Source organism: Actinomadura sp. KC06 (assembly GCF_004348735.1).
Lineage (GTDB): Bacteria > Actinomycetota > Actinomycetes > Streptosporangiales > Streptosporangiaceae > Spirillospora.
In genome coordinates, this window is record NZ_SMKT01000091.1 from 1 (window position 1) to 25,152 (window position 25,152).

The window sequence follows — 25,152 nt, forward strand, 5'->3', positions numbered from 1 at the left end:
CCTTTCGGCCGGGCCCACAGGCATCAACTCCTGCGCCACTACAACGTCACCGACTTGCCCCGCTGGCAGCACCCACGTCACATTGCCGCCACTTATGGGCACCGCCGACATCAGGCGCCGTCCAGCAGGTCAAACGCGATAGGGGACGCGACGACGAGCAACTGAAGGACGTCCGGGAGCTGATGGCTCACGTCCAGCCACTTCCCGTCGAAAAGGGCGATCCGACTTCCGCTCGCATCCATGTAGTCGACCTTCTTATTCAACGCACCGTCCGGGAGTAGTCACGTTCGTTGGCGAGCAGCCGCCCAAGCTTCCCGCGAGGCTGCCCCCCTTCGATCTGCCTCACAGACGCCAGGACGTTGTCATCGGCATCGAGGTACTGGTACTGACGACGTCCCAGCCCCTTGAACTTCAACCGCGGCGCGCTGAGGAGCCGATGCATCAACACCCTTTCGCTTTGATGTCAGGCGCCGTCGAGTAGGTCGAAGGCGATAGGGGTTGCGACGACGAGCAACTGGAGGACATCCGGAAGCGGGAAATTGATATCCAGTCGCTTTCCGTCGAAGTGAGCGATCCGCGTGCCGGATGGGTCACTGTAGTCGACTTTGTCGCTGTGCGACGGCGCCCTGAACAACCCGGTCTTCTTGAAGATCCGCTGTTCCGCGACGCCTTGGACGGCATCGTTCGCGTCACGCAACTGCCACCTGTCCTGCATGATCCGCCACCTGTCGTGCCCTCGCCCATCAACGAGTGGATCACTGTGAATGCGTCCGGCCCGGGATCCGTCAGGAAAATAAACAATCGGCGCCGACAGATTGTCGAGCTCCTTGCCCGGCCTTTCGATGGCGAAGATCGGCGTGCCATCGGGCGAAACCGCCTCAAGAACCGTGCGCGTGCGGTCACGCTCCACGGCGAACATGCGTCCCAATTTTCCGGGTGGCCGCCCGCCTTCGATCTGCTTTACGGAAGCCAGCAGTTCCCCGTCGGCATCGAGGTACTGGTACTGTCGACGCCCCAAGCTAGTGAACCTTATGCTCGCTGCACTGAGCAATTTATGCATCGCCACTCCCGATCACTTTACGGGGTCACTTCCAGGGCGGATCGAAATTCTTGTGCTGGCTTCCCCAGGGTGTGACCCATGAAGCCTTGTCCTCCGCCTTCCCGTCAGGCTCGACGGCCTTTTCGTAACCAGCCTTGACTCCGCTGTGCGGCTGCTCAGCGCCGACGCCGTACGTCGTCTTCGCGTCGCCGTTCTCGTCCCATTCCTTCTTGACGCCGCCCGTGAGGTCGATGCCGGGCCCCGGCTGCTTTCCCTTGAGTTCGAAATCGCTGCCCGCGTAACCTTCTGGACCATACTGACGGTGGCCGGACACTTCCACCTCCGGGCCATACGGGCCAGGCATCTTCACTTTGGCGCCGCCCCCGACATTCCAGGTCGTGTCGTATTTGCGATCAGCATCGAGGTCGATTTCCTGGAGCGGGAAGCCACGAGATCCTGAAACGTCATTCGTTCCAGGGATAGGGTGCCTTTCACCGTTTGAGCGATTCAGGAATGCGAGGCCGGTGTTGGCGGCGCTTTGCAGGAGGTTCGCCGCGGCTCCTGCCGAGCCGGTGACGGCGGCCTTCTTGAGCGCGTTCCAGGCCTCGCCGTTGCCGTGGTCCGCCTGGTACTTCGCGGTCACCACGGTGCCGCCGGCGAGTACGGCAGCGCAGACGTGCCCAGCCATGCCGAGCATGCCGGTTACCACATACGTGATGCTGAGCGCTGTCTGGGCCAGGGAGACGCAGGCGCCGTACATCGTCCCGAGGCTGGCTCCCGCCGCCACGACCAGGGACACGAGGAAGGCCGCCACCCCGATCGCGAATATCGCGTAGGCGAAAAGCGCCCAAGCGAGGGCGATGAGCGCGTAGTGGACGGCCATGCAGTAGTTGTGCAGGTAGTCGAGTTGGAGGCAGTACTCGTCGACTGTCCGCTCGTATTCAGCCCGGTCGTCCATGTTCCAGGCGGTCTGCGGGATGCCGTCGACCATTTCCTTCAGTTGCCGCGACCCGTTTTCAAGGTCCTTTGCGGCACTCTCCCAGTACCCTGCTGCCTTTTCCAGGTTCTGTGGTTTTGCGGTCGCCAACTTGAACTGGAAGGCGATCATAAGGGCGGGTGGCAGGATGCCGGCTGACGCGGCCATGGTGAACGCGCCGTTCATCAGGCCCTCAGCCGCCCCTGTCACGGAGTTGCCGGGGATGAATGCGCCGGCGGCCGCTGCCGCGCCCGCGCCGCCCGCTGCCGCGCCACCGCCCGCCAGGGCTTTGCCCCGCGGCGCGCTGGCCGTCCCTCCGGTACCGGGGGTCGTCATTATTACGCTCTCCGATCCGTTCGTGGCCTGTTGTCAGTGACCGATGTTGCTCTGCTGATCGGCTTTGGCGTAGTTATCTGCCGACTTCCCGATACGCTCAACGTAGGATTCGGCGACGCGCTTCTGCGCCTTCAGGTCCTCGAACGCGAACTGGACGGCCATGGGGTAGGCGGCAGAGGCCGTGAAGCAGACGATGCTGAAATCGCCTCCTTCGAGGTTGTAAGCACCATCCTGCGAGAGGGTTTGGCCAGCCCGGTCTATCAATGGGACCACGATATTGGCTATGTCTTCCCCGTGCTTATGGATGCGCCATGGGTCGGCGTCCTTCTTGCCCATCCACCCTCCTGGTCAAGGTGAAAGCAACTGATGCGGGGTTGACCAGTCATGGATGATAGGGCACGGCTCGAGTTTCAGGCCAGTGGCAGTAATGAATGTGGATGCGGTTCGCACCTTACGGCCAAGGTCGACAATTCGCCCAGTGACACCGACTGGCGGGGGACGCGCTGGACATCGTTGCCATTGTTCGGTGGGCGACTTACGTGTAGGTCACGACAGTCCTAATTGAGTCACCAGACTTGCAGTAACGGATCGACCCAATCACCGCAAGCTGTCGACTGACTGGTCGGACTTTGTGCTGGTCTGGAGGTGAGAGGCCGGTTCGCTGCGTTTGTATCGCTTGTCGGTGCGGTGGCTGCTCAGCGGGTTCGTTTCCTGGTGGGCATCGGGAGGAAGAGGACGCGCGGGGCCAGGGATGCGGACAAAGGCCGCCTGAGCAAGGTGGCTCGTCTGGCGCGGGCGGTTAGAGGTCAGACTATGTATTTGAAGATCAGGGCGATGATGATGATTACGCCGGCGATTGGGCCGAAGATCTTGATGAGGTGTTCGAGCTGGTCTCGTTGGATGCCTCTGCCCAGCGGTGTGCGGACCGGAGGTCTGTACTGGTCCATGAAGTTGCGCTGGAACTCGTCGTAGGCGGAGTGGAGGCCTGCGTAGCCGGGGTAGAGCTCCGGTGTTGTTTCGGAGGCTTGGCGGTCCGCGAACGGGAGGTGGAACTCGAAGGCGACCGCTAGGTAGGAGCAGATGATTATGGGGCGCCAGACTCCGGTGACGCGGTTGTCGAGATAGAGGACCGCGTCGCGGCGTTGGGCGAGGACGGTGCCGTCAGGGGCGATCCAGCGAATGGCTCTGGCGTCGAAGCCGTCGGGCAATGTCGGGCGGCTCAGGTCGGGGGGCTGTTCGTAGACCAGGTCGCCTAGAGGCTGGTTGTTCGCGTCGAGCAGGCGGGCGGCGGGTGTGAGGGTGTGGCCTTGCTCGGTGCTTCCCAGGGTGCGTCCGCCGCCGTGGAATGCCGAGTGGCTGTCGAATTCCACCCTGGCCAGAATCCTGCCGTCCGTGGCTACGAACGCCGTCTGCGGTGCGACGGGGCTGAGCTTGAGGTGCTCGGCGCGGTCGAAGTACAGGAGGGTCGTGCCGTCGGGGGCGTTGACGGCCAGTGTGAGGCGGGGTGTCTGGACTCGGTCGGCGCTGAGGAAATTGCCTCTCGGTGCGCGGACTCGTGCCACCTCGACGAGATTGGCCTGGACGATTCCGGAGGCGGCGTCCTGGATCTCGTACAGGTTCGATGGGTTCAGGCGTAATGAGGCGGCGGTGAACAGTCCGGCGGACATCACTTGTCCCAGGGAGGCGTCTCGTCCTTTGGCTTTTCAGCAAAGGACCCCTCACGGTTGAAGGCGGGGGTGTTCACGTTGTACTTGTCGGAGTAGTCGCCCTTGCCGTCCCAGTTGCCCTCGTATTCGGCCTTGCTGCCCGAAGGGGTGTGGCCGCCGCCGGCCTTGAAACCGCCGCCGACGTTCTCGTTCTCGTCCCAGGTGACCTTGCCGCCCGCGGTGCCGTTGACGGTGCCGCTGGGGTCTGTGTACTTGTGGTTGACGCCGACCTCGCCGCCGGCCCAGCCCTGTTCGTTCTTCTTGATGTTGCCGGCGAGCTCGGTCTCACCCGCGGGGGTGTTGACCTTGACGCCGCCGCCGTAGGTCCAGGTCTCGTTGATGTCGCGGTCGGCGTCCAGGTCGACCTCGCTGATCGGGAAGCCCTTGCTGCCCGCGGACTTGCCGCCCGGCAGGCCGCCGTTGATCGTGCTGCCGTCGGACCGGTTGACCCAGGAGAGGCCGGCGTTGGCGGCGTTCTGCAGCAGGTTGGCCGCGGCGCCGGCGGACCCGTTCACCAGGGCCTCCTTGAACGCGCCTCCGGCGCCCTCGTTGCCGTGGCCCGCCTGGTAGGCGCTGGTGAGCCCGGCGCCGCCGAACATCGCCATGCCGGCCATCGAGCCGGCGGTGGCGAGGATCCCGGTGGCGACGTGGGTGATGGTCAGGCCCGTGCCAGCCGCGGCGACGATGGCGCCGTACGAGGGGGCGCCGACGATGCTCGCCAGCGCGGCCACCGCCAGGACGAGGAGGACGTCGATGTAGACGGCCATCCCGATGGCGAAGATCGCGTAGGCGAGGAGCGCGTACGCCAGGACGGTGAGGGCGATCGAGACGGCCATGCAGTAGTTGTGCAGGGCGTCGACCTGGAGGCAGAACTCCTCGACCTTGCTCTCGTAGCCCTTGCGGTCGTCCATGTTCCAGGCCTGGTCGGGAATGCCCTGCACCAGGCTCCGCAGGTCGTTCGCCGACTGCTCCAGTTCCTGGGCGGCCTTGCCCCATTGGGCCGCCGCCTTTTCGAGGTTCTGCGGCTTGCCCTTGGACAGCCGGAACTCGAACGAGATCATGAGCGCGGGCGGCAGGATGACCGCGGCGCTGACCATGGGAATCGCGATGTCCATCAGCGTTTCGGCGACAGCGGTGGCCGAACCGCCCGTCAGTGCGGCTACCGCCGCACCGCCCGCCGCGGCGCCGCCTGCAGTGGCGGCCTTGCCGCGTCCTTGAGTTCCGACGGTTGACGAGTTCCCGCCACCATTGCCCGTACCGCCGCCACCGCCACCGTTGCCGCCACCGCCGTTGCCACCGCCACCGCCGCCGTTGCCTGGGCCGCCGCCGTTCTGTGGTGCCATGCTGCCTGCTCCTCGTTGCGTCGCTCTGCTAGGGGGTTACGGAGAGGTTCAGGCCAACGTGTTGGATTCCTCGGCCTTGGCGTAATTCTTCGCCGACGCGTCGATCTTCTTCGCGAAGCCCTGGGCGGTGTCGATCAGCAATTTGATGTCCTCGAAGCCGAACTGCACCGCGATCGGATAGGCAGTGGACGCCGCCGTGCAGGTGATGCTGAAATCGCCGCCTTCGAGGTTGAACGTGCCGTCGCTGTTGAGCGCGTTTCCGGCGTTCGTGAGCCGCGGGACGACACGGTCGGTGATGTCCTTGCCGTGCAGGGCGATCCGTTGGGGGTCGGCGGACTTATTGGGAGCCAACTCTGCCTCTCCAATCGGGCTGCGTCGCGGGTCGTCTGATCAGGCTTCGGGACATACTAGGGCACACGGGTCAGGCCGTAGTGTCTCTCCGGTGAACAGGGCACAGTGGGCTCGCCTTACCGCTATGCCGCCATCGGTCAGCGGTTCGGAGGGGCTCGGTGGAACGGTTTACTTGTCCCACGGCGGGGTCTCGTCGCCGTACTTGGTGGTGCCCCCTGGCGTGTCCACCGTGCCGGACGTGTGGGTGCCGCCCTTGCCGTCGTAGTTGACCGTCCCGGAGCCCTTGACGACGTCGCCGCCGTTGTACTGGCCGCTGCCGGTGCCGGTGACCTTGCCCTCGCCGGTCTGGAAGTCGTGCTCGCCCTCGATGCCCACCTTGCCGCCGACGGTCGGGAGCGGGATCTCCGGGCTGCCCTGGCCCCCCGAGGGCACGCCGCCGGGGGTGGTGTAGCTGACGTTGCCGCCGTACTTGATGCTGCCGTCGTTGCCCTGCCCGATGCCGTCCTCGTCGGTGTACTCGACGCTGCCGTCGGCGCCGACTCCGACCGGGGTCTTGACACCGCCGGACAGGTCGCCGCCGGCGAAGCCGTGGTCGCCGTACTTGACGTGGCCGCCGCCGGTGATCTCCGTCCCGCCCGGGGTCTTGACGGTCGCGCCGCCGCCGACGTTCCACGTGTGGTTGGCGTTGCGGTCGGCGTCCAGGTCGACGTTGGAGACCGGCAGGCCCTTGCCGCCCGGCCGCGAGCCGGCGAAGGCGAGGCCGCCGTTGATCGCGTTCTGGCCGAGGTTGGCGAGGGCGGTGGCCGAGCCGGTGGCCTGCGCGGTCATGAAGTCGGAGAGGGCCTGGTCGTTGCCGTTGAACGCCTCGGCGACCGCGGCGAGCATCGCGCCGCCCTGGAACACCATCGCGGCGATCTGCGCGGCCGCCGCGAGGACGCCGGTGGCGACGAGCGTGACCGTCAGGCAGGTCGCGGCGATGGCCTGGCAGGTCGCGGTGATCCCGGCGGTGATGATCCCGGCCAGGGCGGCGGCGGCGACGGCGGCGAGCGCGGCGAGGAACGTCCCCATCGCGACCGCGAAGATCGCGTAGACCATCAGCGCCCACGCGAACGAGATCAGCGCGATGCTGACGGCCTGGCAGTAGGTCTGCAGGATGTCGAGCTGGGCGACGAACTCCTGCACCTTCTGCTCGTAGGCCGGACGGTCCTTGGCCGTCCAGTCCGCGGCCGAGATGGCGGACACGCGCTGCTGGAGGACCGTCTTGGTCTCCTCGATGGCCTGCGCGGCCTCGTCCCAGGCCTGGCTCGCCTTCTCCAGGTTGGCCGGGTTGCCCTTGCTCAGCTTGAACTGGAACCCGATCATGAAGGCCGGGGGCAGGATGAACTGCGCGATGCCGACCTCGACGTCGGCCGTGCCCATTAGGGCGTCATAGGAATTGAACGCGGTCATTGCGGCGGGGCCCCCTTAGCCTCAGACCTGCTTGATCTTGCTGGCCGTCTCGGCGCCGCCGTAGTTCTTCGCCGTGGTGGCCAGGTTCGTCGCGAACCCGTCGAGCATCTCGAGGTGGGTGTTCAGGTCCTCGTAGACGAACTGCAGGCCCATCGGATAGGCCATGGAAGCCATGGTCCCGGTGATGCTGAAGTCGCCGCCCTCGATCGTGCCCTTGTCGTTGAGGGTGCTGCGCGCCTTGTCAAGGGCGGGACGGACCGCGCTCTTGATCTCCTTGCCGTGCTGATCGATCCGCGCCGGATTGATCGAGACTTCCCCCACGCCCGTCGCCCTTCCTCGTTCCGCCACGCGGATCTTCGCCTGTGGACCGTCCGGCCACAGCAGAGCGTATCGCCATTGATACCGCGTGATAGGACATCATGCGCGACCGTATCCCGTCTACCGATGGCGGCCGAATCCGTCCGCCGAGGGAACGCGGTATACCGCCGCCGAACGCGGCATACCGCTCCTTCCGTCCTCTACAGTCGTGAATAGCGAAAGGAGTTCCGGGATGAGATGGACGGCGGTCGCCGTGGTGGCCGGATGTCTGGCACCCCTGTACGCCGCGCCGGTCGCGCACGCCGCGCCGCAGGCGCCTCGCGCACCGCTGGCCCCGCGCGCGCCGGTCGCCCGCGCCGCGCCGCAGAACTGCCAGCCGCCCGCGGGGAACATGACCGCGCAGCAGATCGTCCAGAACGGGCAGCCGTGGGCGCAGCAGATCCTCAACTTCGGCGCGGCGCACGAGCGGGCCACCGGACGCGGCGTCAAGGTCGCGGTGGTCGACAGCGGCGTGACCCCGGCGAACCCGCAGCTCGCCGGGCAGGTCCTCAAGGGCGAGGACGTGACGAAGACCGGCGCCGCGGACTGCCTCGGGCACGGCACCTGGGTGGCCGGGATCATCGCCGCCAAGCGGGGCGTCACCCCGTTCACCGGCGTCGCCCCGGACGCGAAGATCATCCCGATCAAGTTCGCCGGCCAGGCGCAGAACGTCGACAGCGGTCTCGCGGCCAAGGGCATCGACGCCGCCGTGCGCCTCAACGCCGACATCATCAACGTGTCGACCCAGTCGCTGGGCGACGACCCGCGGCTGCGGAAGTCCGTCGAGAACGCGCTCGCGAAGGGCATCGTCGTCGTGGCGGCGGCCGGGAACATCGACCCGAAGAACGGCAAGCCCGCGGGCCTGATGTATCCGAGCGCCTACAAGGGAGTGATCTCGGTGGGCGCCGTCGGCCAGGACGGTCAGGTCAGCACGTTCTCCAACCAGCAGACGCCCGTCTCCGTCATCGCGCCCGGCAAGGACATCCTGACCACGTCGCCGGACGGCAACTACGCCGTCGCGGAGCAGGGCACGAGCTTCGCCACCCCGTTCGTCTCCGGCCTCGCCGCGCTGATCTTGGAGGCCCACCCGAATCTCACCGCCGCCCAGGTCAGGGAGCGGATCGAGGGGACGGCCGAGGGCAACAAGGGCGCCGGCAGCGGGTACGGCATGATCAACCCGGTCGAGGCCATCACCGCGGTGAACGTCCAGAGGCCAGGGGGGCAGGACGCGGCCGGGCCGCCGGTGCGGATCGCGATGGCCGACCGGCCGGACCCCACCACCCAGAAGGTGGCCCTCGGGATCGCGGGCGGGGCCCTGGGCGCCGCCGTGCTGGTCGTGGCCGGGGGGATGCTGATCCCGCGCGGCCGGAAGCGCGGGTGGCGGCCAGGTTACGTCCAGTCGTCGAACCGCGGCACGGACGAGCCGTCCGAGGCGTAGCCCGACAAAACCGGATCTCGTCCGACATGACCGGACCCTTCCGTCACCCCCGAAACGTGGCGGGGTATTACCATCGGGCGGATGCACTCGTACGCACCGGTTCCTCCGCCTCCCGCGGAGCCCGCTGAGGAGCGGCGGCAGCGCCGCTGGGTGGTGCCCTTGTGCGTGCTGGGCGTGGTGGCCGTCCTCGTCCCGGTGCTGTGGGTGACGGGCGGTTTCGAGGAGACGCCGAAGCAGCCGGCCGAGCCGGCGGGCAAGGCGCTCGACCTCGGGCTGTTCAGCGTCACCGTCCGGGACGCGCGGGTCGGGCTGGTGGACGCCGGCTTCGGCGACAAGAAGGAGCGCTTCCTCATCGTGCGGATGAGGGTCGTCAACAAGGGCAAGGAGACCGAGTCGCTCGACACGGGCGGGCTTGCGGACGGCGTCGCCGCGCTGACGAAGGACGGGAAATGGGTGAGGCCCGAGCAGGTCGAGGGCGTCGCCGCCGGCGCGAAGACCGGTGTGGCGCAGCCCGAGCTGCCGGTGGAGGCGTCCGTGATGTGGAAGCTGGGCCCGGTGGACGCGCCGCGGAAGCTGACCGTCGGGCTGCGCAAATGGACGTACGACCACGGGTTCACCGACAGCGCCTTCAACTGGACGGTCGACCGTGAGGACGAGACGCTCGTCGGCCGCCTCACCCTCCCCGTCGCGGAGCCGAGCGTGGCCCCGGAGCCGCAGCCGTCCTTCGGCAACGGCCTGCGGCCGACGCTCGGAGCCAAGCCGCGGGCATCGCGGACGCCGGCCGGGCGTCCGGCGCCGCGGAGCTCGCCGAGGCCCACCGTGAGCCCCCGATGAACGTCCAGAAAGTGCTCTTGAAGGGCGGCGCGGGGATCGGCGGGACGGTCTTGCTCGCCGGCGCGATGTGGATGCATTCGCTGAAGCCCCACGTCCGGGCTGCGGAGCTGGATCCGATCCGGGGCGGCGGCGCGGTCGGCGAGGAGGTCCGCAACCGCGACTTCAGCGTGCGGGTGGAGAAGGTGGAGGCGGCGAAGTCGCTGGCGCCCGGCCTCAGCCTCGGGAACCCGCCCCCGGTCGGCACGGACGGGATCTACCTCGTCGTCCGGGCCAGGGCGACGAGCCATCGCGAGCCCCTGGAGCTGAGGACGGCGGAGCTGGAGACGCCCGGCGGGTTCACGTTCAAGGACGACCCGCGGCCGTCCTCCGTGTCCGGCGGGGCGCAGCCGACGTTCCAGCCGATGATCTGGACGCCGGCGGTGTTCGTGTTCGAGCTGCCGAGGAAGCGCCTGGAAGGGGCGCATCTGATCGTGGGGACGGGCGGGCTGCTGCCGCAGCTGTCCGCGGCCGCCGACATCGACCTCGGCCTCACCGCCGCCAAGGCGGACGAGCTGATCCGGAACGCTCCCGACCGCTACGACATCAAGGCGGGCGGCTCATGACGGCGGCGGAGACCAGGCCCCAGCCGATCGTCCAGGCCGAGCCCGAGCCGGAGCCCGAGGAGCGGCCGGAACGGCTGCGTCCTCTCGACAGGCGCATCCTCCAGGCGCTCGCGCTGATATGCGCCGTCCCGGCCTTCCTCGCCCTGCAATGGGTGGACGAGACGAACGGCATCCAGAAGAACCTGAAACCGCCGGAGAAGGTCACCAGCGTCCAGCCAGGGCAGGTCGGCGAGATGCTCGGCGCGCAGTGGAAGGAGATCGGACGCCAGCAGGCCCCGCCCCTGGCGAAGGACGACTTGAACGACGTGGTCGACCTGCGCGTGGGCGTCGCCGTCCGTCCCAGGGACGCCGCCAGTGCGAAGTCGGTCGGCTCCTACGGAATCGTCTACCGGCTCGTCGACGGCGAAGGCCGTGAATGGTCGGCAATGGCGACGAGCCCGGGAGCCCCTAGGGCGGGCGTCGCGATGCGCATCGTCGTCAAGGGGACGGTGCCCCGTGCCAAGGCGGACTCGCTGGAACTGGTGATCCAGGCGCCGAAGACGTCACGGAAGGGCGAGGACCCACTGCCTTCGCTGCGGTTCGAACACTGACCCTCGCCATGACGAGGTTGAACGCGGCCGCCAGCAGGCAGACCCGCAGGATCTCGAAGACGGCCGACGTCGCGAACCCGACGAACGGCAGCACCTGGATCCACCATGTCACCTCGTGCGGCCCGATCAGCTCGTAGACGAACCGGCGGGACGCCTCCGCGGCCACGTCCAGGCCCGCGAACAGCAGGCAGAACGTGGCGAACGGCATCATCCCGGACCGGCGGACGAGCCGCAGCCCGTACCAGGCGGGCAGCCACATCTCCCGGATGCCGCGGGTGAGGAGCTCGCGGGGGCTGTTCACCCGGCCGACGCCGCCCGCCGCGGCCAGCCGCCGGGCCGCGCGGCCGCGGCCGAGCACGACCTGCTCGTCGCCCGCGTCCAGGCCGAGGATCACCCCGGCGATCACCAGCCAGATCAGCGCGCCGAGCACCGCGTCCTTGAACGGCGGCCACAGCTCCAGGGCGGGCCCGGCGACGTCCGTCACCCATGCCCAGACCTCCCGCCCGCTGAGCCATTCGACGCCCTTGGCGCGCAGGTGGTCGATGGTGAAGATGCCGAACAGCGCGAAGTTGACCTCGAGGAAGGCGACGAGGGCGCCGATGGCGCGGGGCAGCCGCTCCTCCAGCCGCCACTCCGCCGCGACCTTCAGCACGAACAGCCCGGCGGTGAGGCCGATCGCGAGGCCGATGTGCCGCTCCAGCGAGAGCAGCATGTCGAGGGCGTCGATCTGCCCCTGGAGGCCGCCCTCCTGGAAGCCCCGGCTCGCGGCCTGGTCGGCGAACTCGCGGGCGTCCTCGCCCTGCAGCCCCCAGGCCAGGTAGAAGATGACGAACGGGAGCGCGGCGCGGCCCATCGCGCCGATGACCGACTCCTCGTTCCCGACCGCCCACGGCGTGAGGTCGCCGTCCGCCTCGCGGGCGTGCACGACCTCCAAGCCTTCCCGGACGCTGTGCACCATCAGCACCGCGACCGCCAGGGTGATGACGACCAGCAGGCCGATGGTGGCGATCGGCGCGACCGTCGCCGCAGTCCCCTTCATCCCGCCGAGCCGGTACCCGCCGTACATGGCGCCGTAGCGCAGCAGCTCGCCGACCGTGAACCACAGGGTGAGGGGCAGGACGAACCGTCCCGCGAGCTTCAGCGTGGCCAACGGGAGTATCAGCGGCGACCGCGCGGACAGTCCGAGCATCGCGCTGATCGTAGAGGATCGGCGCGTTGCCCGTGCACGCGGACCGGCACGGGACGGTGGAAACGACGGACCCCGCCGTCCCGGATGGGCGGGACGGCGGGGTCCGGCGGCCGTTTCACCGCGTGGGCGCCCGCGTGAGCACCTCGGTCGGACGGGCTCCGGTCAGATGGCGACCTCGAGGCCGGCGACCTCGCCGGTCTTCGCCGTCACGGTGTTGTCGACGCTGACGCCGCCGGCGGCCAGGACGCGCACCGTCCAGTCGCCGTCGGCGGCGAAGAACCGGAACACGCCCTCCTCGCCGGTGACGACCTCGGCGGTGAACTCACCGGTCGAGTCGAGCAGGCGGGCGTAGGCGCTGGACACCGGGGCGCCGCCACGGGTGACCTTGCCCTGGATGACGGCTTCGTGCGTCAGGTCGACGGTCGCGGGCAGGTGCGCCGTCTGCTCGGGGGCTGCGCAGCCCTGGGTGGTGGTCATTGCTCCTCCATCTCCGTGCACACGGCCGGTTTTACTTGGGTGCGCCCAGCTCGATCGGGACGCCGACGAGCGAGCCGTACTCGGTCCAGGAACCGTCGTAGTTCTTCACGTCCTGCAGGCCCAGCAGCTCGCGGAGCGCGAACCAGGTGTGCGAGGAGCGCTCGCCGATCCGGCAGTACGCGATGGTGGCCTTGTTCAGGTCGACGCCGGCCTCGCTGTACAGCTCGCGGAGTTCGTCGTCGGACCGGAACGTGCCGTCGTCGTTGGCCGCCTTCGACCACGGGATGCTGCGCGCGGTCGGCACGTGCCCGGCCCGCTGCGACTGCTCCTGCGGCAGGTGCGCGGGGGCGAGCAGCTTGCCGCTGAACTCGTCCGGGGACCGGACGTCGATCAGGTTCTTGCTGCCGATCGCGTCCACGACCTCGTCGCGGAACGCGCGGATCGACAGGTCCTGCTCCTTGGCCGTGTAGTCGGTCTTCGGACGGGACGGGACGTCGGTGACGAGCTCGCGGGAGTCCAGCTCCCACTTCTTGCGGCCGCCGTCGAGCAGCTTGACCTTGTCGTGGCCGTACAGCTTGAAGTACCAGTACGCGTACGCGGCGAACCAGTTGTTGTTGCCGCCGTACAGGATGACCAGGTCGTCGTTCGCGATGCCCTTCGCGGACAGCAGCTGCTCGAACCCGGTCTTGTCGACGAAGTCGCGGCGGACCGGGTCCTGCAGCTCGGTCTTCCAGTCGATCTTCACGGCGCCACGGATGTGGCCCTTGTCGTAGGCGGACACGTCCTCGTCGACTTCGACGAGAACGAGACCGGGGTCGTCCAGGTGGGACTCAACCCAGTCGGTGTCCACCAGGACGTCTGAGCGGCTCATGCGGGAACCTCCCTCTCGGAGCGGAATTTCGCGGTGATACGTCGGATGAGCAGATACATCTCGCACCCGAGGCAGAACCCGAACGCCGCGTTCAGGAACGCCGCCGCCAGCGCGAGGGCGGTGGCACCGATGCCGAGCCAGGTGATCCCCGCCGCGTAACCGGCCGTCCCGGCCAGGGCGAAGGCGAGGCCGACGCCCTGCGCGAAGCGGGGCGGGGCGGCGTCCTCCAGTTCCCTGGGCGGAGCGAGCCGGGGACGGATGAGCACTTTGAACAGCAGTCCGTACGGGGCGTACCGGAGGCCGAGGAAGGTCGCGACGGCGAACACGACGGCCTGAGCGGCGAGCAGTGCCCAGCTTCCGGTCACCAGCACCACGACGAGAACCGCTGTCGTGACCCAAGCGCCGAAGCGCGGCCCACGCGGGTCAACCTGCATCGGGGTGCTCCTGGCGGAGTGGAAGCGTGCGTACGAGCTGGAAGTGGAAGTGCTCGGGGGGCGGACGGGCTCGATGCCTCAGGCCATGCGACAGAGCGAGGCGGACACGCGGCAGAAGTCGACCGCGCGACGCTTCGTGAGCATCTGCTCTGTCCAGTAACGCACGGACATGATGTTAAGCCGACAATCCACGCGCTGTCACATCCGTCTCGCCTTGCGAGACAGTGACATTCGTCTTCGCCCAGGTCATCCCGGTATGGCTCATGGGATTGGTCCGGAGGGCGGCCGGAAGCGCGGTCGTTTGCGGGGTCATGGGATGGCCTCGCCGAGGGCGGCTATGACGTCCGGTTTGCGGGGGGCTCCGGAGGCGCGGCGGACGACGCGTCCGGCGTCGTCCAGGACGAGGACGGTCGGGGTGCGGATGACGTTCAGCCTGCGGACGAGGTCCAGGTGCGCCTCGGCGTCCAGCTCGACGTGCGCGACGCCGTCCACCATCTCCGCGACCTCGCCGAGGACGCGCCGGGTGGCCCTGCATGGCGCGCAGAAGGCGCTGGAGAACTGCAGGAGCGTGGCCTTCTCCCCGAGTTCGACGCCCAGGTCGTCCGGGCTGAGGGGTTCGTTCACCTCACCGTCCTCCCGCCGCCGCTGCGCGCGCAGCACGCCGTCGCGGCGCCGCCACAGCAGGCCGAACAGCGTGGCGGCGGCGAGCACCGCGGCCGCGATCAATGCTCCGGTCATCGACATGGACAACCTCGCAGGACGGTGAGTTCTTCCGCCGGACGTCCTCGGGAATGGGGCAGTCAGGCGGGGATGGTGAGCAGCGGCTTGCCGTCCAGGCCGACGATCTCGAACGAGAACAGCTGCCCGCGTGGGAACATCGTCGAGCCCGTGTACTCACCGTAGCCCTTGTCGTACGGGACGTACCAGCTGCCGAGCGCGTCCCGCCGCCCGTCCCGCGCGATCACCAGCAGCCGGCAGTGCGACCCCTTCGGGACGCCCGCCAGATGCAGCTCGACCTCCGTGCCCCATTTCTTTTTCTTGAGCAGCACGTAGCCATTGATGTTGTTCTTGGGGTTCGCCGCCGCGATCCGCTCGACGCCGGCGGACGGCGACGCGGACGGAGACGGCGGGGGCGAGACGGTCTCGTCCGACCCGGACGGGAACACCAGCCCGCCGAACAGGGCGCCGATCACCAGCAGCAGGCACGCAGCGACGGCCAGCGGAGCCCATCTGGCGACCCGGCGGCCCGCGCCCTGCCCGTTGGCGCCCTGCCCGTTGACGGACCGGCGGCCCAGGGACCTGACGCGCCGTCCGCGTTGCGCGGCCGCGCGGGCGAGGAGGCCGTCCAGGAGTTCGGGCGACGGTCCGGCAAGCTGGGCGAGCTGGGCCTCGTCGACCCGTCCGAGCATCGCGGGCAGGCCGGCCAGCCCGGCGAGCTCGTCCCGGCAGACGGGGCAGCCCGCCAGGTGGGACTCCACCTGGGACCGCTCGGCGGGGTCGAGTGCCCCGAGCACGTACACCCCGAGCGAGGTGCGCACGTCAACGCAGCCGTTCATGGCGCCAACCCCCGCTCCTCCAATGCGAGTTTGAGCGCCCGCAGGGCGTAGTAGGTCCGGGACTTCACCGTGCCGGGCGGGATGCCCAGCGTCTTCGCCGCCTCCGCGACCGACCGGCCCTTGTAGTACGTCTCCACCAGGACGGCCCGGTGCGGCGGGCTCAGCCCGGCCAGCGCCTCCGCGACCGTCCAGGACTCCAGGGCCCGGTCGATGTCGTCCGAGCCGGACGCGGTCATCATGACATGCTCGTCGATGCCCGTCTCCGGGGGCCGTGCCTGTCTCGCGCGGTGCGCGTCCACCACGAGGTTGCGCGCGACCGTGAACAGCCACGGCCGGACGGGACGTCCCGCGAGCGCCTCCGGGTGCTTCCAGGCGCGCAGCAGCGTCTCCTGGACGACGTCCTCGGCCTGGGTGCGGTCCCCACCGGTCAGCCGCAGGACATAGCCGAGGAGGGGACCTCCGTGCTCGCTGTACAGGGCGCGCAGCAAACCCTCATCCGCGGTGGGACCCACATCCCTGTCACGTACGCGTCTGCGCACCGGTTCACCAGCGCCCTGTCATTTTCACCAGCGCCGCACCATTTTCACTGGCGCCGCGTCATTTCTGCTTCTGCTGGAGGTCGTTCAGCCGGACGTTCTCGGCGGTGGCGCCGACGCGCAGCCCGTCCGGCGTCGGCTCGATCACGCTGATCCGCGACCCGACCGGGAGGTCGGCGACCGGGACCGTCCAGGTGAGCTGCTGCCTCACCAGGGCCAGCGGGACCGGCGGGCCGCCGTCCGAGCTCACCGACACGGGCGTGACCGCGATGCCGCGCGCGGTCGGCTTGACCTCCACGATCGCGGTGCTGGTCAGCGGACGGCCGAGGAAGGTGCCTTCGAGATCGACTTCCAGGTTCTCGCCCTTCGGCCCGATCCGCTTGACCCCCTTCGGCGCCTCCTTCTTGATCACGTCGTAGGGGATGACGGCGGACGCGGTCGCGGTGCGCGCGGACACGTTCGCGGCGCTGCCCTGCGTGACCTCCGACAGCGGCGCGCTCACGCCCCGCATGTCGACCTTGACGCCGGTGACGGTGATGCCCTGCTGCGTCCAGTCGTCGATCGTCACCTCGATGTGGTCGTAGTCGCCGCCGATCGCCTGCGTCAGGAACGGGAACCCGTGGATGGTGACGTCGGGCCGCTGCTGCAGGTTGTACTGCGCCGCCACCTGCTCGCCGATCTTGTCCTCGGCGATCCGCACGCCGAGCCGGTCCGCGGCGACCACGCCGACGGCCACGAGGACCAGCAGGACCAGCAGTACTTTCCGCATGTCTCTCCTCCGGGCTCCGGCATGCGCCCCGTCATGGCAGTCCGCGCACACCATAGTGCGCGGATGCCCATGAACGGGTCGCACCGGAGAATGACCTCGTAGCCCGAAAAATCACACCATGGTGAGATCAACCGCCCGCGAACGGCGGGAGAACCTCCACCACGCCGCCGTCCGGGAGCTCCACCGACTCGTGCGCGCGGGTCCCGACGGGCTCCCCGTCCACGAGGAACGAGCTGCGCCCGACGACGCGCCGGAACTCGCCGCCGCGCCCCTCCTTCGCCACCGCCGCGGCGACGGCCTCGGCCAGCGTCCCCGCGTCGTACGGCTCCTCATGCGTCCCCGCCGCCGCCTTGGCCGCCGCCCAATAACGCATCGTCCCCTTGGCCATGTGCCCAGACTCTCATTCCCACACCTGGACCGGCCCGACCCGGCCACCCCGTTGTCCGCCGGAGCGCCTTGTATATGCTCATGGGAAGGGATCCGGGCGACGAGGCCATGGAGTTCATCAGAGACCCTTCATGGTCGCCTCGTCCTTGAGCCGTCGGCCGTGGCCGGGGCTGGAGGATGAGCCGCCTGGGTCCTACGTCTTTTTCAGGGACGGGAGGCGGCACGTGAGCAGCTTGCTCCTGCTGACCAACGCGTTGGAGCCCTCCGACGAGGTCCTGCCCGCGCTGGGCCTCCTCCTGCACTCCACGCGCGTCGCCCCGGCCGAGGCGTCCGCGCTGATCGACGCGCCGCCCGCCGACGTCCTGCTGGTCGACGCGCGCCGCGACCTCGTCCAGGCCAAGAGCCTGTGCCGCCTGCTCCGCACCACCGGGCTCGACTGCCCCCTCTTCGCCGTCGTGACGGAGGGCGGCCTCGCCGCGCTCAGCCCCGAATGGGGCCTGGACGACGTGCTCCTGCAGACCGCAGGACCGGCCGAGGTCGAGGCCCGCCTCCGCCTCGCGGTCGGACGCGCCGCCGCCGAGGCCGACGACGACGAGGTCCCCGGCGAGATCCGCAGCGGCGACCTCACGATCGACGAGGCCACCTACACGGCACGGCTGCGGGGCCGCGTCCTCGACCTCACGTTCAAGGAGTTCGAGCTGCTGAAGTACCTGGCCCAGCACCCGGGCCGCGTCTTCACCCGCGCCCAGCTCCTCCAGGAGGTCTGGGGCTACGACTACTTCGGCGGCACCCGGACGGTGGACGTCCACGTCCGCCGCCTCCGCGCCAAGCTCGGCGCCGAGTACGAATCCCTGATCGGCACCGTGCGCAACGTCGGCTACCGCTTCGTCCCCGACCACCGCCCCGGCGACACCGAGGAAAAGGCCCCCGCCCGTACCTAGCCCATCGGGGGGTGCCGCCCCGGAGCCCCCCGGCTGCGCGGCACTGGTCTCCTCGCTCCGCTCGCTCCGCCTGCTTAGCCGAATCGGCCGGTGATGTAGTCCTCGGTGGCCTTCTGCTCCGGGTTGGTGAAGATCTTGCTGGTGTCGTCGATCTCGATGAGCTTGCCGGGCTTGCCCGTTCCGGCGATGTTGAAGAAGGCGGTGCGGTCGCTGACGCGGGCGGCCTGCTGCATGTTGTGGGTGACGATGACGATCGTGTACTGGGTCTTCAGCTTGTCGATGAGGTCCTCGATGGCGAGGGTGGAGATGGGGTCGAGCGCGGAGCACGGCTCGTCCATCAGGAGGACCTGGGGCTGGACGGCGATCGCGCGCGCGATGCAGAGGCGCTGCTGCTGCCCGCCCGACAGGCCGGCGCCGGGCTTGGTGAGCCGGTCCTTCACCTCGGTCCACAGGTTGGCGCCGCGCAGCGACTCCTCGACGATCTCGTCCAGCCGGCCCTTGCGGCGCACGCCGTTCAGCTTCAGGCCCGCCGCCACGTTGTCGTAGATCGACATGGTGGGGAACGGGTTGGGGCGCTGGAACACCATGCCGACGACGCGGCGGACGGCGACGGGGTCGACGGACGACTCGTACAGGTCCTCGTCGTCCAGCATCACCTTGCCTTCGACGCGGGCGCCGGGGATGACCTCGTGCATGCGGTTGAGCGTGCGGAGGAACGTGGACTTCCCGCAGCCCGAAGGCCCGATGAACGCCGTCACCGAGCGCGGCTCGACCGTCATCGAGATGTCCTCGATGGCGTGGACGCCGCCGTAGTAGGCGTGCAGCCCCGAGACCTCGATCCGCTTCGCCATGGGGTGGATGTTCCTTTCCGATAGTTCAGCGACCCGTGGGCGCGCTGCGCCGGGCGACGAACCGGGCGACCAGGTTGAGCAGCATGATGATCCCGATCAGCACGAGGGCGCCCGTCCAGGCCCGGTCGATCGAGTTCTGGTTGGGGTCGGCGGCCTGCTCCCAGATGAACGTGGGCAGCGACGCCTGCGGCCCGTTGAACGGGTCGTTGTTGATCGCCTTCGTGAAGAAGATGGTGAGCAGCAGCGGCGCGGTCTCGCCCATCACGCGGGCGACGGCGAGCATCACGCCGGTCACGATCCCGGTCATCGCGGTCGGCAGGACGACGAACATGATCGTCCGCCAGCGCGGCACGCCGAGCGCGTAGGACGCCTCGCGCAGCTCGTTCGGGACGAGCTTCAGCATCTCCTCGGTGGCCCGCACCACGGTCGGGATCATCAGGATCGTGAGGGCCAGCGACCCGGCGAACCCGGAGAAGTCGAACCCGAACGTCAGCAGCCACAGCGCCAGGACGAACAGGCCAGCCACGATGGACGGGATGCCCGTCATCACGTCCACGGTGAAACTGATGATCTTGCCGAGCCGCCCGTTCCCGGCGTACTCCACCAGGTAGATGGCGGTCAGCACGGCGATCGGGACGGCGATCAGGCTGGTGATGAGGACCTGCTGCAGCGTCCCGATGATGGCGTGGTAGGCGCCGCCGCCCGCGTCCTTGCCGCTGACCGCGTTCATGGAGAACTGGAAGAACGTGAGGTCGAGCCGCTCGAGGCCGTTGACGACGACCGTCCACAGCACCGACAGCAGCGGGATGACGGCCAGCGCGAACGCCAGGTAGACGAGCCCCTGGACGACCCGGTCCTTGACCTTCCGGCCGAGCGAGACGGACGTCAGGCTCGTGTGCTTGCCGGCGGGGCCCTTGCTGGTGGAGACGGCGGTCACACGAACTCCTTCCGGCGCGCGACGACCGCGCGGGCCGCCATGTTGACGACCAGGGTGATCACGAACAGGACGAGCCCGGAGGCGATCAGCGCGCCGCGTCCCGTGGTGGACGCCTCGGCGAAGCTGTTGGCGATGTTGGCCGCGAACGTGCTGCCGCCGTTCTCCAGCAGGTGCCAGTTGATGCCGGGCACGAACGTCAGCACCATCGCGACGGCGATCGTCTCGCCCATCGCGCGGCCGAGGCCGAGCATCGAGGCGCCGATCATGCCGGACCGTCCGTACGGCAGCACCGACATCCGGATCATCTCCCAGCGGGTGGCGCCGAGCGCCAGCGACGCCTCCACGTTGGGCTGCGGTACCTGCAGGAACACCTCGCGGGAGATGGACGAGATGATCGGCAGGATCATGATCGCCAGCACCACGGAGGCGGTGAAGATCGAGTTCTTGCCGGGGTTGTCGCCGCCGAACAGCGGGATCCAGCCGAGCGTCGAGTTGAGGAGCTTGCTGATGCCCTCCATGTGCTTGGACAGGAAGATCAGGCCCCACAGCCCGTACACGATGCTCGGGACGGCGGCGAGCAGGTCGACGATGTAGCCGAGCCCGGTGGCCAGCCGCCGCGGCGAGTAGAACGAGATGAACAGCGCGATCCCGATCGCCACCGGCGTCGCGATGAGCATCGCCAGGATCGACGACACCACCGTCCCGAACGCCAGCTGCGCGATGCCGAACTCCGGCGGCGCCGCGTTCGGGTTCCACTCCTCGCTGGTGAGGAAGCTCGCCTCGTTGTCCTGCAGGGCCGGGATCGCCTTCCACACGAGGAACGCCGCGATCGCGGCGACGATCCCCAGGACGATGATGCCGGAGCCGCGGGCCGCCCCGGCGAAGATACGGTCGCCGGCCCGTCCGGTGCTCATCCGGGCGCCGGTGGCGCGATGCCGGGCGCCCGCCACCGCCTCCGAGCCCGACTTGGCCTCGATGCCGCTCTCGCTGCTCATGGAGGGTCCTCCTTTGATCAGGTCGGCCGGACCCACGCCAGCCCCGCCGCCGAACTCGTCGGCGGCGGGGCCGCGGGTGCCGTCGTCCGCTGTCAGGACAGCGCCTTCACGGACGTCTGGACCTTGGTCAGCACGGCCGGCGGAAGCGGCGCGTACCCGACGTCCGTCAGGATCTTCTGGCCGGCGTCGGACGAGGTGTAGGTCAGGAACGACTTGACGAACCCGGCCTGCTCGGCGGGCAGCCCCTTCGAGCACGCGATCTCGTAGGTGACCAGGACGATCGGGTAGGCGCCCGGCTCCTTGGTCGTGTAGTCGATCTTCAGCGCGACGTCGTTGCCGGTGCCGACGACCTTCGCCCCGGCGACGGCCTTGGACGCGCTGTCGGGCGACAGCTGGGTGTACTCGCCGGCGCCGTTCTTGACGTGCGCGGTCTGCAGCTTGTTGTTCTCCGCGTACGACATCTCCACGTAGGAGATCGCGCCCGCGGTGCTCTTCACCTGGCTGGTGACGCCGTCGGACTTCGGCGCGCCCTGGCCGGTGGAGTTCGGCCACTTCTTGGCCTTCTCCCACGTCCATACGTCCGGGGAGGTCTTGTTCAGGTAGTCCGTGAAGTTGTCGGTGGTGCCGGACTCGTCCGAGCGGTAGACCGGCTTGATCGGCGAGGACGGGAGCTTGGCGCCCTCGTTCTCCTTCGCGATGGCCGGGTCGTTCCAGGTCTTGACCTTGCCGGAGAAGATCTTGGCGATCGTCTCGGACGACAGCTTCAGCCCGTCCACGCCCTGCAGGTTGTAGACGACGGCGACCGGGCCGACGACCATCGGCAGGTTCAGCGCCGGGTTCCCCTGGCAGCGCTTCTGCGCCGCGGGCACCTCGTCCGGCTTGAGCGCCGAGTCCGACCCCGCGAACGCCACCTGACCGCTCGTGAACGCCTGGATGCCCGCGCCCGAGCCGCTCGGGTTGTAGTTGAGGTTGGCGCCCGCGCACTTGCTGGCGTAGACCTTCGTCCACTCCTCGACGGCGTTCTTCTGCGCGCTGGAACCGGCCGCGTTGACGCTGGCCTTGGCGCAGTCGATGTCGCCGGTCGGCGCCTTGCTGGACGACGCCGTCGTGTTGTCATCGCTCCCGCAGGCGGTGAGGGCCAGTGCCCCCGCGACGACCACGCCGCCAAGGGCGGCGAGTCGGGAACCGTTCTTCACCGGAGGGTCTCCTCTAATTTCGTCTCGCGGGACCCCCGGGCCGTTCCTGGTCAGCTCTCTGGGGCGCCGGGGTCACCGTCGGAAGCGACGCTAGGCAGGCGAGGTGACCAGCCGCCCCGATCCAGGTGAACGAGTGATGAACGAGGACGAGCATCACTGCGAAGAATGCCCCGATTTGCCATGTACGCCGGGTTAACAGCGCAGCTCACGAGCGCAAAAAACTTACCCAGACCCAGTAAGCCAGGTTTAGAACGGCGCGTTTCAGGAGAGCCCCGGCGCGTCTCAGGAGGGCGGCGGCGCCTCTGCGGCGTACATGACGTCCACGGCGTGGCGGGTGAAGCCGAGCGACTCGTACAGGCGGACGGCCGCGGCGTTCGACTCGTCCACGTACAGCATGAACTGGTCGGCCCCGACATCGCGGAGGTGGTGCAGGCCCGCCAGCGTGAGGGCGCGGCCCAGGCCGAGGCCCTGCGCGTCCGGGTCGACGCCGACGACGTAGACCTCGCCGAGGCCGCCGGGGTGGACCTTCGTCCAGTGGAATCCGGCGAGGCGGCCGTCCCGCTCGGCGAGGAAGAAGCCGGACGGGTCGAACCAGTCCTCGGTCTCGCGGTCGCGGACGTCCTCGATCGTCCAGGCGCCCTGCTCGGGATGGTCGGCGAAGGCTCGGGCGTTCACCTCCAGCCAGGCGCGCTCGTCGCGTCCGGGCTCGAAGGTCCGCAGGGTGACGCCGTCCGCCACGCGCGGCTCCGGCAGCGGCCCGGACGCGGGGCGCCGCATCTGGAACAGCGCGCGGACCCGCGCCATGCCCTCGGCGCTCGCCAGCGCGGCGGCCGCGGGCAGGTCGCCGTGCGCCCACACCCGCAGCGGGCCGCCCGCCTCCTCCCGCAGCGCGCGGAGCAGCGCACGCCCGTGCCCCCGGCGCCGGTACCCCGGGTGGACGACCAGTTCCCCGGCCGCTGGCTCGTCATCGGCCGCCGGATCGAGATGCGCGTACGCCACGATCACGCCTTCGTCGGAGAGCGCCGTCCCGGGCCGTCCGCCGCGCAGCGCGAGCACCGCATGCTCGGACAGCGGCCCGACCCCGTCGGCGTCCGCCGCCGCCTCGATCAGGGACAGGACACCGGCGACCTCGCCGCCGTGCACCGCGCGCACCTCGCTCATGATCGCCACCCTATGCGTCCGGCGGTGTGAATCCCCTGATCAAGTTGTCACAGAAACGTCATCGTGCCGCCGGGAAGCGTATGCCGGGCGCACTTACCGTCCGCAGCATGACTCGACGACGCACCATCCTGGCCTGCGCCGCGGCGGCCCTGACGGTCGTGGGCCTGGCCGCGCAACCGGCGGCGGCGCGGCCCGCCCCGACCGCGTCAGTGCGGCTGCTGGCGCTGAACGACTTCCACGGCAACCTGGAGCCGCCGTCCGGAAGCTCCGGCAGGGCCATCGACGAGAACGGGAACACCGTGCTCGCGGGCGGCGCCGCCTACGTGGCGGCCCACCTCAAGAAGCTGCGGAACCGCGACACCCTCACCGTCGCGCAGGGCGACCTGATCGGGGCCTCGCCGCTGATCTCCGCCGCCTACCACGACGAACCGTCCGTGCAGTTCCTCGGCGACATCGGCGTCACGGCCTCCGCTGTCGGCAACCACGAGTTCGACGAGGGCTACCAGGAGCTGCTGCGCATCCAGCACGGCGGCTGCCATCCCGTCGACGGCTGCTCCCCCGCCGGGACGTGGCGCGGCGCGAAGTTCGACTACCTCGCGGCGAACGTCCTGAAGAAGAAGCACCAGCGGCCGGCGATGAAGCCGTGGACGATCCGCCGCGTCAACGGCGTCCGGGTCGGCTTCATCGGCGTCGTCACCAAGACGACGCCCAGCATCGTCACCGCCGAGGGCATCAAGGACCTGGAGTTCGTCGACGAGATCGCCGCCGCGAACCGCGCCGCCCGCGAGCTGAAGCGGCGCCACGTCCGCGCGATGGTGCTGCTCGTCCACGAGGGCGACCAGGTCAAGGCCGGTTCGCGGCCGGACGAGTGCGGCGTCCAGCCCGGCGCCGGGTCCCGCATCGCGAAGGACGCCGACCCGGAGATCGACGTCGTCCTGTCCGGGCACAGCCACCAGCAGTACATCTGCTCGGTCGAGGACCCGGACGGCGAACCGCGGCTGTTCTCGTCCGGCTCGTCGTTCGGCCGTGTGATCACCGAGGTGAACCTCCAGGTGAACCGCCGGACCGGCGACATCGTCCGCTCCTCGATGAAGGGCGACAACCACGTCGTCACCCGCGACATCGCGCCCGACCCGGCGACGGAGCAGTTCGTCCAGACGTGGAAGGACCGCGTCTCCGAGATCGCCGACAAGCCCATCGGCAAGATCACCGCCGACCTCACCCGCGCGCCGTCCCCCGCGGGCGAGACCGCGCTCGGCGACGTCATCGCGGACGCGCAGCTCGCCTCGATGAAGGACTTCGGCGCGCAGGTCGCGGTGATGAACCCCGGCGGTGTCCGCACCGACCTCACCTTCGCGGCGAGCGGCTCGGAAGGCGACGGCGTCGTGACCTACGGGGAGGCGTTCGCCGTCCAGCCGTTCAGCAACGTGATGGGCGTCGTGTCCCTGACCGGCACGCAGCTCGACGCCCTCCTCGAACAGCAGTGGACGTCCGCAGGCGAGAAGATCCTCCAGCCGTCGGCGAACCTGCACTTCACCATCGACCGCTCAAAGCCCGTAGGCGACCGCGTCTCCGCCATCACCATCGACGGAACGCCGGTCGTCCCGTCCTCCACCTACAAGGTCGCGGCGAACAACTTCCTCCTAGGCGGCGGCGACGGCTTCACCGTCTTCACCGATGGCAAGGACCAGGTCCTAGGCCCCATCGACCTGGACGCCTTCGTCGCCTACTTCACCGCCCAGGGCACCATCACACCCCCACCCCTCAACCGAATCTCCGGCCAGTAATCCAAGCGCTCAGCGCCGTCCGCCCGTCCTGAAAAAGGGCCGGG

29 protein-coding genes are annotated in these 25,152 nt (G+C 69.1%); 6 read left to right on the plus strand and 23 right to left on the minus strand.

What is annotated here, in order from left to right:
• Window positions 1-110: 110 nt before the first annotated feature.
• The 9 genes from E1287_RS43960 to E1287_RS26350 form a co-directional block, all read right to left on the minus strand.
• Window positions 111-263: a hypothetical protein gene (locus E1287_RS43960; protein WP_165969188.1), complete on the minus strand. Its 153-nt coding sequence runs from the start codon at window positions 261-263 to the stop codon at window positions 111-113.
• A 200-nt stretch (window positions 264-463) separates the two neighbouring features.
• Window positions 464-1,018: a hypothetical protein gene (locus E1287_RS26310; protein ID WP_131967747.1), complete on the minus strand. Its 555-nt coding sequence runs from the start codon at window positions 1,016-1,018 to the stop codon at window positions 464-466.
• A gap of 67 nt (window positions 1,019-1,085) precedes the next feature.
• Entirely contained in the window at window positions 1,086-2,351 is a 1,266-nt protein-coding gene (locus tag E1287_RS26315; protein WP_131967748.1) for a hypothetical protein, read from the minus strand.
• A gap of 33 nt (window positions 2,352-2,384) precedes the next feature.
• The gene (locus E1287_RS26320) at window positions 2,385-2,687 is read right to left on the minus strand and encodes a hypothetical protein (protein ID WP_131967749.1); all 303 of its coding nucleotides are present in this window, start codon (window positions 2,685-2,687) and stop codon (window positions 2,385-2,387) included.
• Window positions 2,688-3,157: 470 nt separating this feature from the next.
• Complete coding sequence (locus tag E1287_RS26325; RefSeq protein WP_131967750.1) at window positions 3,158-4,018, minus strand: hypothetical protein; 861 nt, start codon at window positions 4,016-4,018, stop codon at window positions 3,158-3,160.
• Window positions 4,018-5,400, minus strand: coding sequence for a hypothetical protein (locus E1287_RS44895; protein WP_207934468.1), 1,383 nt, complete (start codon window positions 5,398-5,400; stop codon window positions 4,018-4,020). The genes E1287_RS26325 and E1287_RS44895 overlap by 1 nt, the downstream gene beginning before the upstream one ends.
• A 48-nt stretch (window positions 5,401-5,448) precedes the next feature.
• Complete coding sequence (locus E1287_RS26340) at window positions 5,449-5,751, minus strand: hypothetical protein (RefSeq protein ID WP_131967753.1); 303 nt, start codon at window positions 5,749-5,751, stop codon at window positions 5,449-5,451.
• Window positions 5,752-5,919: 168 nt separating this feature from the next.
• Complete coding sequence (locus E1287_RS26345; RefSeq protein ID WP_131967754.1) at window positions 5,920-7,200, minus strand: hypothetical protein; 1,281 nt, start codon at window positions 7,198-7,200, stop codon at window positions 5,920-5,922.
• A 21-nt stretch (window positions 7,201-7,221) separates the two neighbouring features.
• Window positions 7,222-7,521 carry a hypothetical protein gene (locus tag E1287_RS26350; protein WP_131967755.1) on the minus strand — a complete coding sequence of 100 codons (300 nt, stop codon included), beginning with the start codon at window positions 7,519-7,521 and terminating at the stop codon, window positions 7,222-7,224.
• A 229-nt stretch (window positions 7,522-7,750) separates the two neighbouring features.
• Between E1287_RS26350 and E1287_RS26355 the strand changes: the two genes are divergently transcribed.
• The 4 genes from E1287_RS26355 to E1287_RS26370 all read left to right on the plus strand — a co-directional run bounded on the left by E1287_RS26355 (window position 7,751) and on the right by E1287_RS26370 (window position 11,021).
• Window positions 7,751-8,995, plus strand: coding sequence for a S8 family serine peptidase (locus E1287_RS26355; protein ID WP_131967756.1), 1,245 nt, complete (start codon window positions 7,751-7,753; stop codon window positions 8,993-8,995).
• A gap of 81 nt (window positions 8,996-9,076) precedes the next feature.
• A complete protein-coding gene (locus E1287_RS26360) occupies window positions 9,077-9,829 on the plus strand; it encodes a hypothetical protein (protein ID WP_131967757.1) in 753 nt (250 codons plus the stop codon).
• The gene (locus E1287_RS26365) at window positions 9,826-10,431 is read left to right on the plus strand and encodes a hypothetical protein (RefSeq protein ID WP_131967758.1); all 606 of its coding nucleotides are present in this window, start codon (window positions 9,826-9,828) and stop codon (window positions 10,429-10,431) included. The genes E1287_RS26360 and E1287_RS26365 overlap by 4 nt, the downstream gene beginning before the upstream one ends.
• Window positions 10,428-11,021, plus strand: coding sequence for a hypothetical protein (locus E1287_RS26370; RefSeq protein WP_131967759.1), 594 nt, complete (start codon window positions 10,428-10,430; stop codon window positions 11,019-11,021). The genes E1287_RS26365 and E1287_RS26370 overlap by 4 nt, the downstream gene beginning before the upstream one ends.
• Here the strand turns inward: E1287_RS26370 and E1287_RS26375 are convergent.
• From E1287_RS26375 to E1287_RS26415, 9 genes are all read right to left on the minus strand, one after another.
• Window positions 10,909-12,210 (minus strand): hypothetical protein, encoded by a 1,302-nt coding sequence (locus E1287_RS26375; protein WP_131967760.1) that lies wholly within the window; start codon window positions 12,208-12,210, stop codon window positions 10,909-10,911. The genes E1287_RS26370 and E1287_RS26375 overlap by 113 nt on opposite strands.
• A 162-nt stretch (window positions 12,211-12,372) precedes the next feature.
• Window positions 12,373-12,687 (minus strand): DUF1416 domain-containing protein, encoded by a 315-nt coding sequence (locus E1287_RS26380; protein ID WP_131967761.1) that lies wholly within the window; start codon window positions 12,685-12,687, stop codon window positions 12,373-12,375.
• 31 nt (window positions 12,688-12,718) lie between these two features.
• A complete protein-coding gene (locus E1287_RS26385; RefSeq protein ID WP_131967762.1) occupies window positions 12,719-13,558 on the minus strand; it encodes a sulfurtransferase in 840 nt (279 codons plus the stop codon).
• Window positions 13,555-13,992, minus strand: coding sequence for a DUF4395 domain-containing protein (locus E1287_RS26390; protein ID WP_131967763.1), 438 nt, complete (start codon window positions 13,990-13,992; stop codon window positions 13,555-13,557). The genes E1287_RS26385 and E1287_RS26390 overlap by 4 nt, the downstream gene beginning before the upstream one ends.
• 309 nt (window positions 13,993-14,301) lie before the next feature.
• A complete protein-coding gene (locus E1287_RS26395) occupies window positions 14,302-14,730 on the minus strand; it encodes a thioredoxin family protein (protein ID WP_131967764.1) in 429 nt (142 codons plus the stop codon).
• Between the two features lie 62 nt (window positions 14,731-14,792).
• Window positions 14,793-15,548, minus strand: a complete 756-nt coding sequence (locus E1287_RS26400; RefSeq protein WP_131967765.1) for a zf-HC2 domain-containing protein — start codon at window positions 15,546-15,548, stop codon at window positions 14,793-14,795.
• The gene (locus tag E1287_RS26405; RefSeq protein WP_207934469.1) at window positions 15,545-16,060 is read right to left on the minus strand and encodes a sigma-70 family RNA polymerase sigma factor; all 516 of its coding nucleotides are present in this window, start codon (window positions 16,058-16,060) and stop codon (window positions 15,545-15,547) included. The genes E1287_RS26400 and E1287_RS26405 overlap by 4 nt, the downstream gene beginning before the upstream one ends.
• Before the next feature lie 85 nt (window positions 16,061-16,145).
• Entirely contained in the window at window positions 16,146-16,853 is a 708-nt protein-coding gene (locus E1287_RS26410) for a DUF2993 domain-containing protein (protein WP_131967767.1), read from the minus strand.
• Between the two features lie 127 nt (window positions 16,854-16,980).
• A complete protein-coding gene (locus E1287_RS26415) occupies window positions 16,981-17,241 on the minus strand; it encodes a MoaD/ThiS family protein (protein WP_131967768.1) in 261 nt (86 codons plus the stop codon).
• A gap of 223 nt (window positions 17,242-17,464) precedes the next feature.
• On the opposite strand from E1287_RS26415, the gene E1287_RS26420 reads away from it, so the two are divergent.
• Complete coding sequence (locus E1287_RS26420; RefSeq protein WP_131967769.1) at window positions 17,465-18,181, plus strand: response regulator transcription factor; 717 nt, start codon at window positions 17,465-17,467, stop codon at window positions 18,179-18,181.
• A 74-nt stretch (window positions 18,182-18,255) separates the two neighbouring features.
• Here E1287_RS26420 and pstB read toward each other — a convergent pair whose 3' ends face one another.
• From pstB to mshD, 5 genes are all read right to left on the minus strand, one after another.
• Window positions 18,256-19,032, minus strand: a complete 777-nt coding sequence (pstB, locus tag E1287_RS26425) for a phosphate ABC transporter ATP-binding protein PstB (protein WP_131967770.1) — start codon at window positions 19,030-19,032, stop codon at window positions 18,256-18,258.
• 25 nt (window positions 19,033-19,057) lie between these two features.
• On the minus strand, window positions 19,058-19,969 hold the full coding sequence (pstA, locus tag E1287_RS26430) for a phosphate ABC transporter permease PstA (protein ID WP_131967771.1): 912 nt from the start codon (window positions 19,967-19,969) through the stop codon (window positions 19,058-19,060).
• Entirely contained in the window at window positions 19,966-20,964 is a 999-nt protein-coding gene (pstC, locus tag E1287_RS26435; protein ID WP_131967772.1) for a phosphate ABC transporter permease subunit PstC, read from the minus strand. Before pstC ends, pstA begins: the two co-directional genes overlap by 4 nt.
• A 92-nt stretch (window positions 20,965-21,056) precedes the next feature.
• Window positions 21,057-22,160, minus strand: coding sequence for a phosphate ABC transporter substrate-binding protein PstS (gene pstS, locus E1287_RS26440; RefSeq protein WP_131967773.1), 1,104 nt, complete (start codon window positions 22,158-22,160; stop codon window positions 21,057-21,059).
• 282 nt (window positions 22,161-22,442) lie between these two features.
• On the minus strand, window positions 22,443-23,321 hold the full coding sequence (gene mshD / locus E1287_RS26445; RefSeq protein ID WP_131967774.1) for a mycothiol synthase: 879 nt from the start codon (window positions 23,319-23,321) through the stop codon (window positions 22,443-22,445).
• 107 nt (window positions 23,322-23,428) lie between these two features.
• On the opposite strand from mshD, the gene E1287_RS26450 reads away from it, so the two are divergent.
• Entirely contained in the window at window positions 23,429-25,108 is a 1,680-nt protein-coding gene (locus E1287_RS26450; protein ID WP_131967775.1) for a bifunctional metallophosphatase/5'-nucleotidase, read from the plus strand.
• Window positions 25,109-25,152: the final 44 nt, after the last annotated feature.

What these genes read in the sequence shown, in the direction of transcription:
- E1287_RS26315 (WP_131967748.1), bottom strand. Translation starts at nt 2,351, where the DNA reads ATGACGACCCCCGGTACCGGAGGGACGGCCAGCGCGCCGCGGGGCAAA.
- E1287_RS26320 (WP_131967749.1), bottom strand. Translation starts at nt 2,687, where the DNA reads ATGGGCAAGAAGGACGCCGACCCATGGCGCATCCATAAGCACGGGGAA.
- E1287_RS26325 (WP_131967750.1), bottom strand. Translation starts at nt 4,018, where the DNA reads ATGTCCGCCGGACTGTTCACCGCCGCCTCATTACGCCTGAACCCATCG.
- E1287_RS44895 (WP_207934468.1), bottom strand. Translation starts at nt 5,400, where the DNA reads ATGGCACCACAGAACGGCGGCGGCCCAGGCAACGGCGGCGGTGGCGGT.
- E1287_RS26345 (WP_131967754.1), bottom strand. Translation starts at nt 7,200, where the DNA reads ATGACCGCGTTCAATTCCTATGACGCCCTAATGGGCACGGCCGACGTC.
- E1287_RS26355 (WP_131967756.1), top strand. Translation starts at nt 7,751, where the DNA reads ATGAGATGGACGGCGGTCGCCGTGGTGGCCGGATGTCTGGCACCCCTG.
- E1287_RS26360 (WP_131967757.1), top strand. Translation starts at nt 9,077, where the DNA reads ATGCACTCGTACGCACCGGTTCCTCCGCCTCCCGCGGAGCCCGCTGAG.
- E1287_RS26365 (WP_131967758.1), top strand. Translation starts at nt 9,826, where the DNA reads ATGAACGTCCAGAAAGTGCTCTTGAAGGGCGGCGCGGGGATCGGCGGG.
- E1287_RS26370 (WP_131967759.1), top strand. Translation starts at nt 10,428, where the DNA reads ATGACGGCGGCGGAGACCAGGCCCCAGCCGATCGTCCAGGCCGAGCCC.
- E1287_RS26375 (WP_131967760.1), bottom strand. Translation starts at nt 12,210, where the DNA reads ATGCTCGGACTGTCCGCGCGGTCGCCGCTGATACTCCCGTTGGCCACG.
- E1287_RS26380 (WP_131967761.1), bottom strand. Translation starts at nt 12,687, where the DNA reads ATGACCACCACCCAGGGCTGCGCAGCCCCCGAGCAGACGGCGCACCTG.
- E1287_RS26385 (WP_131967762.1), bottom strand. Translation starts at nt 13,558, where the DNA reads ATGAGCCGCTCAGACGTCCTGGTGGACACCGACTGGGTTGAGTCCCAC.
- E1287_RS26390 (WP_131967763.1), bottom strand. Translation starts at nt 13,992, where the DNA reads ATGCAGGTTGACCCGCGTGGGCCGCGCTTCGGCGCTTGGGTCACGACA.
- E1287_RS26395 (WP_131967764.1), bottom strand. Translation starts at nt 14,730, where the DNA reads ATGACCGGAGCATTGATCGCGGCCGCGGTGCTCGCCGCCGCCACGCTG.
- E1287_RS26400 (WP_131967765.1), bottom strand. Translation starts at nt 15,548, where the DNA reads ATGAACGGCTGCGTTGACGTGCGCACCTCGCTCGGGGTGTACGTGCTC.
- E1287_RS26410 (WP_131967767.1), bottom strand. Translation starts at nt 16,853, where the DNA reads ATGCGGAAAGTACTGCTGGTCCTGCTGGTCCTCGTGGCCGTCGGCGTG.
- E1287_RS26415 (WP_131967768.1), bottom strand. Translation starts at nt 17,241, where the DNA reads ATGGCCAAGGGGACGATGCGTTATTGGGCGGCGGCCAAGGCGGCGGCG.
- pstB (WP_131967770.1), bottom strand. Translation starts at nt 19,032, where the DNA reads ATGGCGAAGCGGATCGAGGTCTCGGGGCTGCACGCCTACTACGGCGGC.
- pstC (WP_131967772.1), bottom strand. Translation starts at nt 20,964, where the DNA reads ATGAGCAGCGAGAGCGGCATCGAGGCCAAGTCGGGCTCGGAGGCGGTG.
- mshD (WP_131967774.1), bottom strand. Translation starts at nt 23,321, where the DNA reads ATGAGCGAGGTGCGCGCGGTGCACGGCGGCGAGGTCGCCGGTGTCCTG.
- E1287_RS26450 (WP_131967775.1), top strand. Translation starts at nt 23,429, where the DNA reads ATGACTCGACGACGCACCATCCTGGCCTGCGCCGCGGCGGCCCTGACG.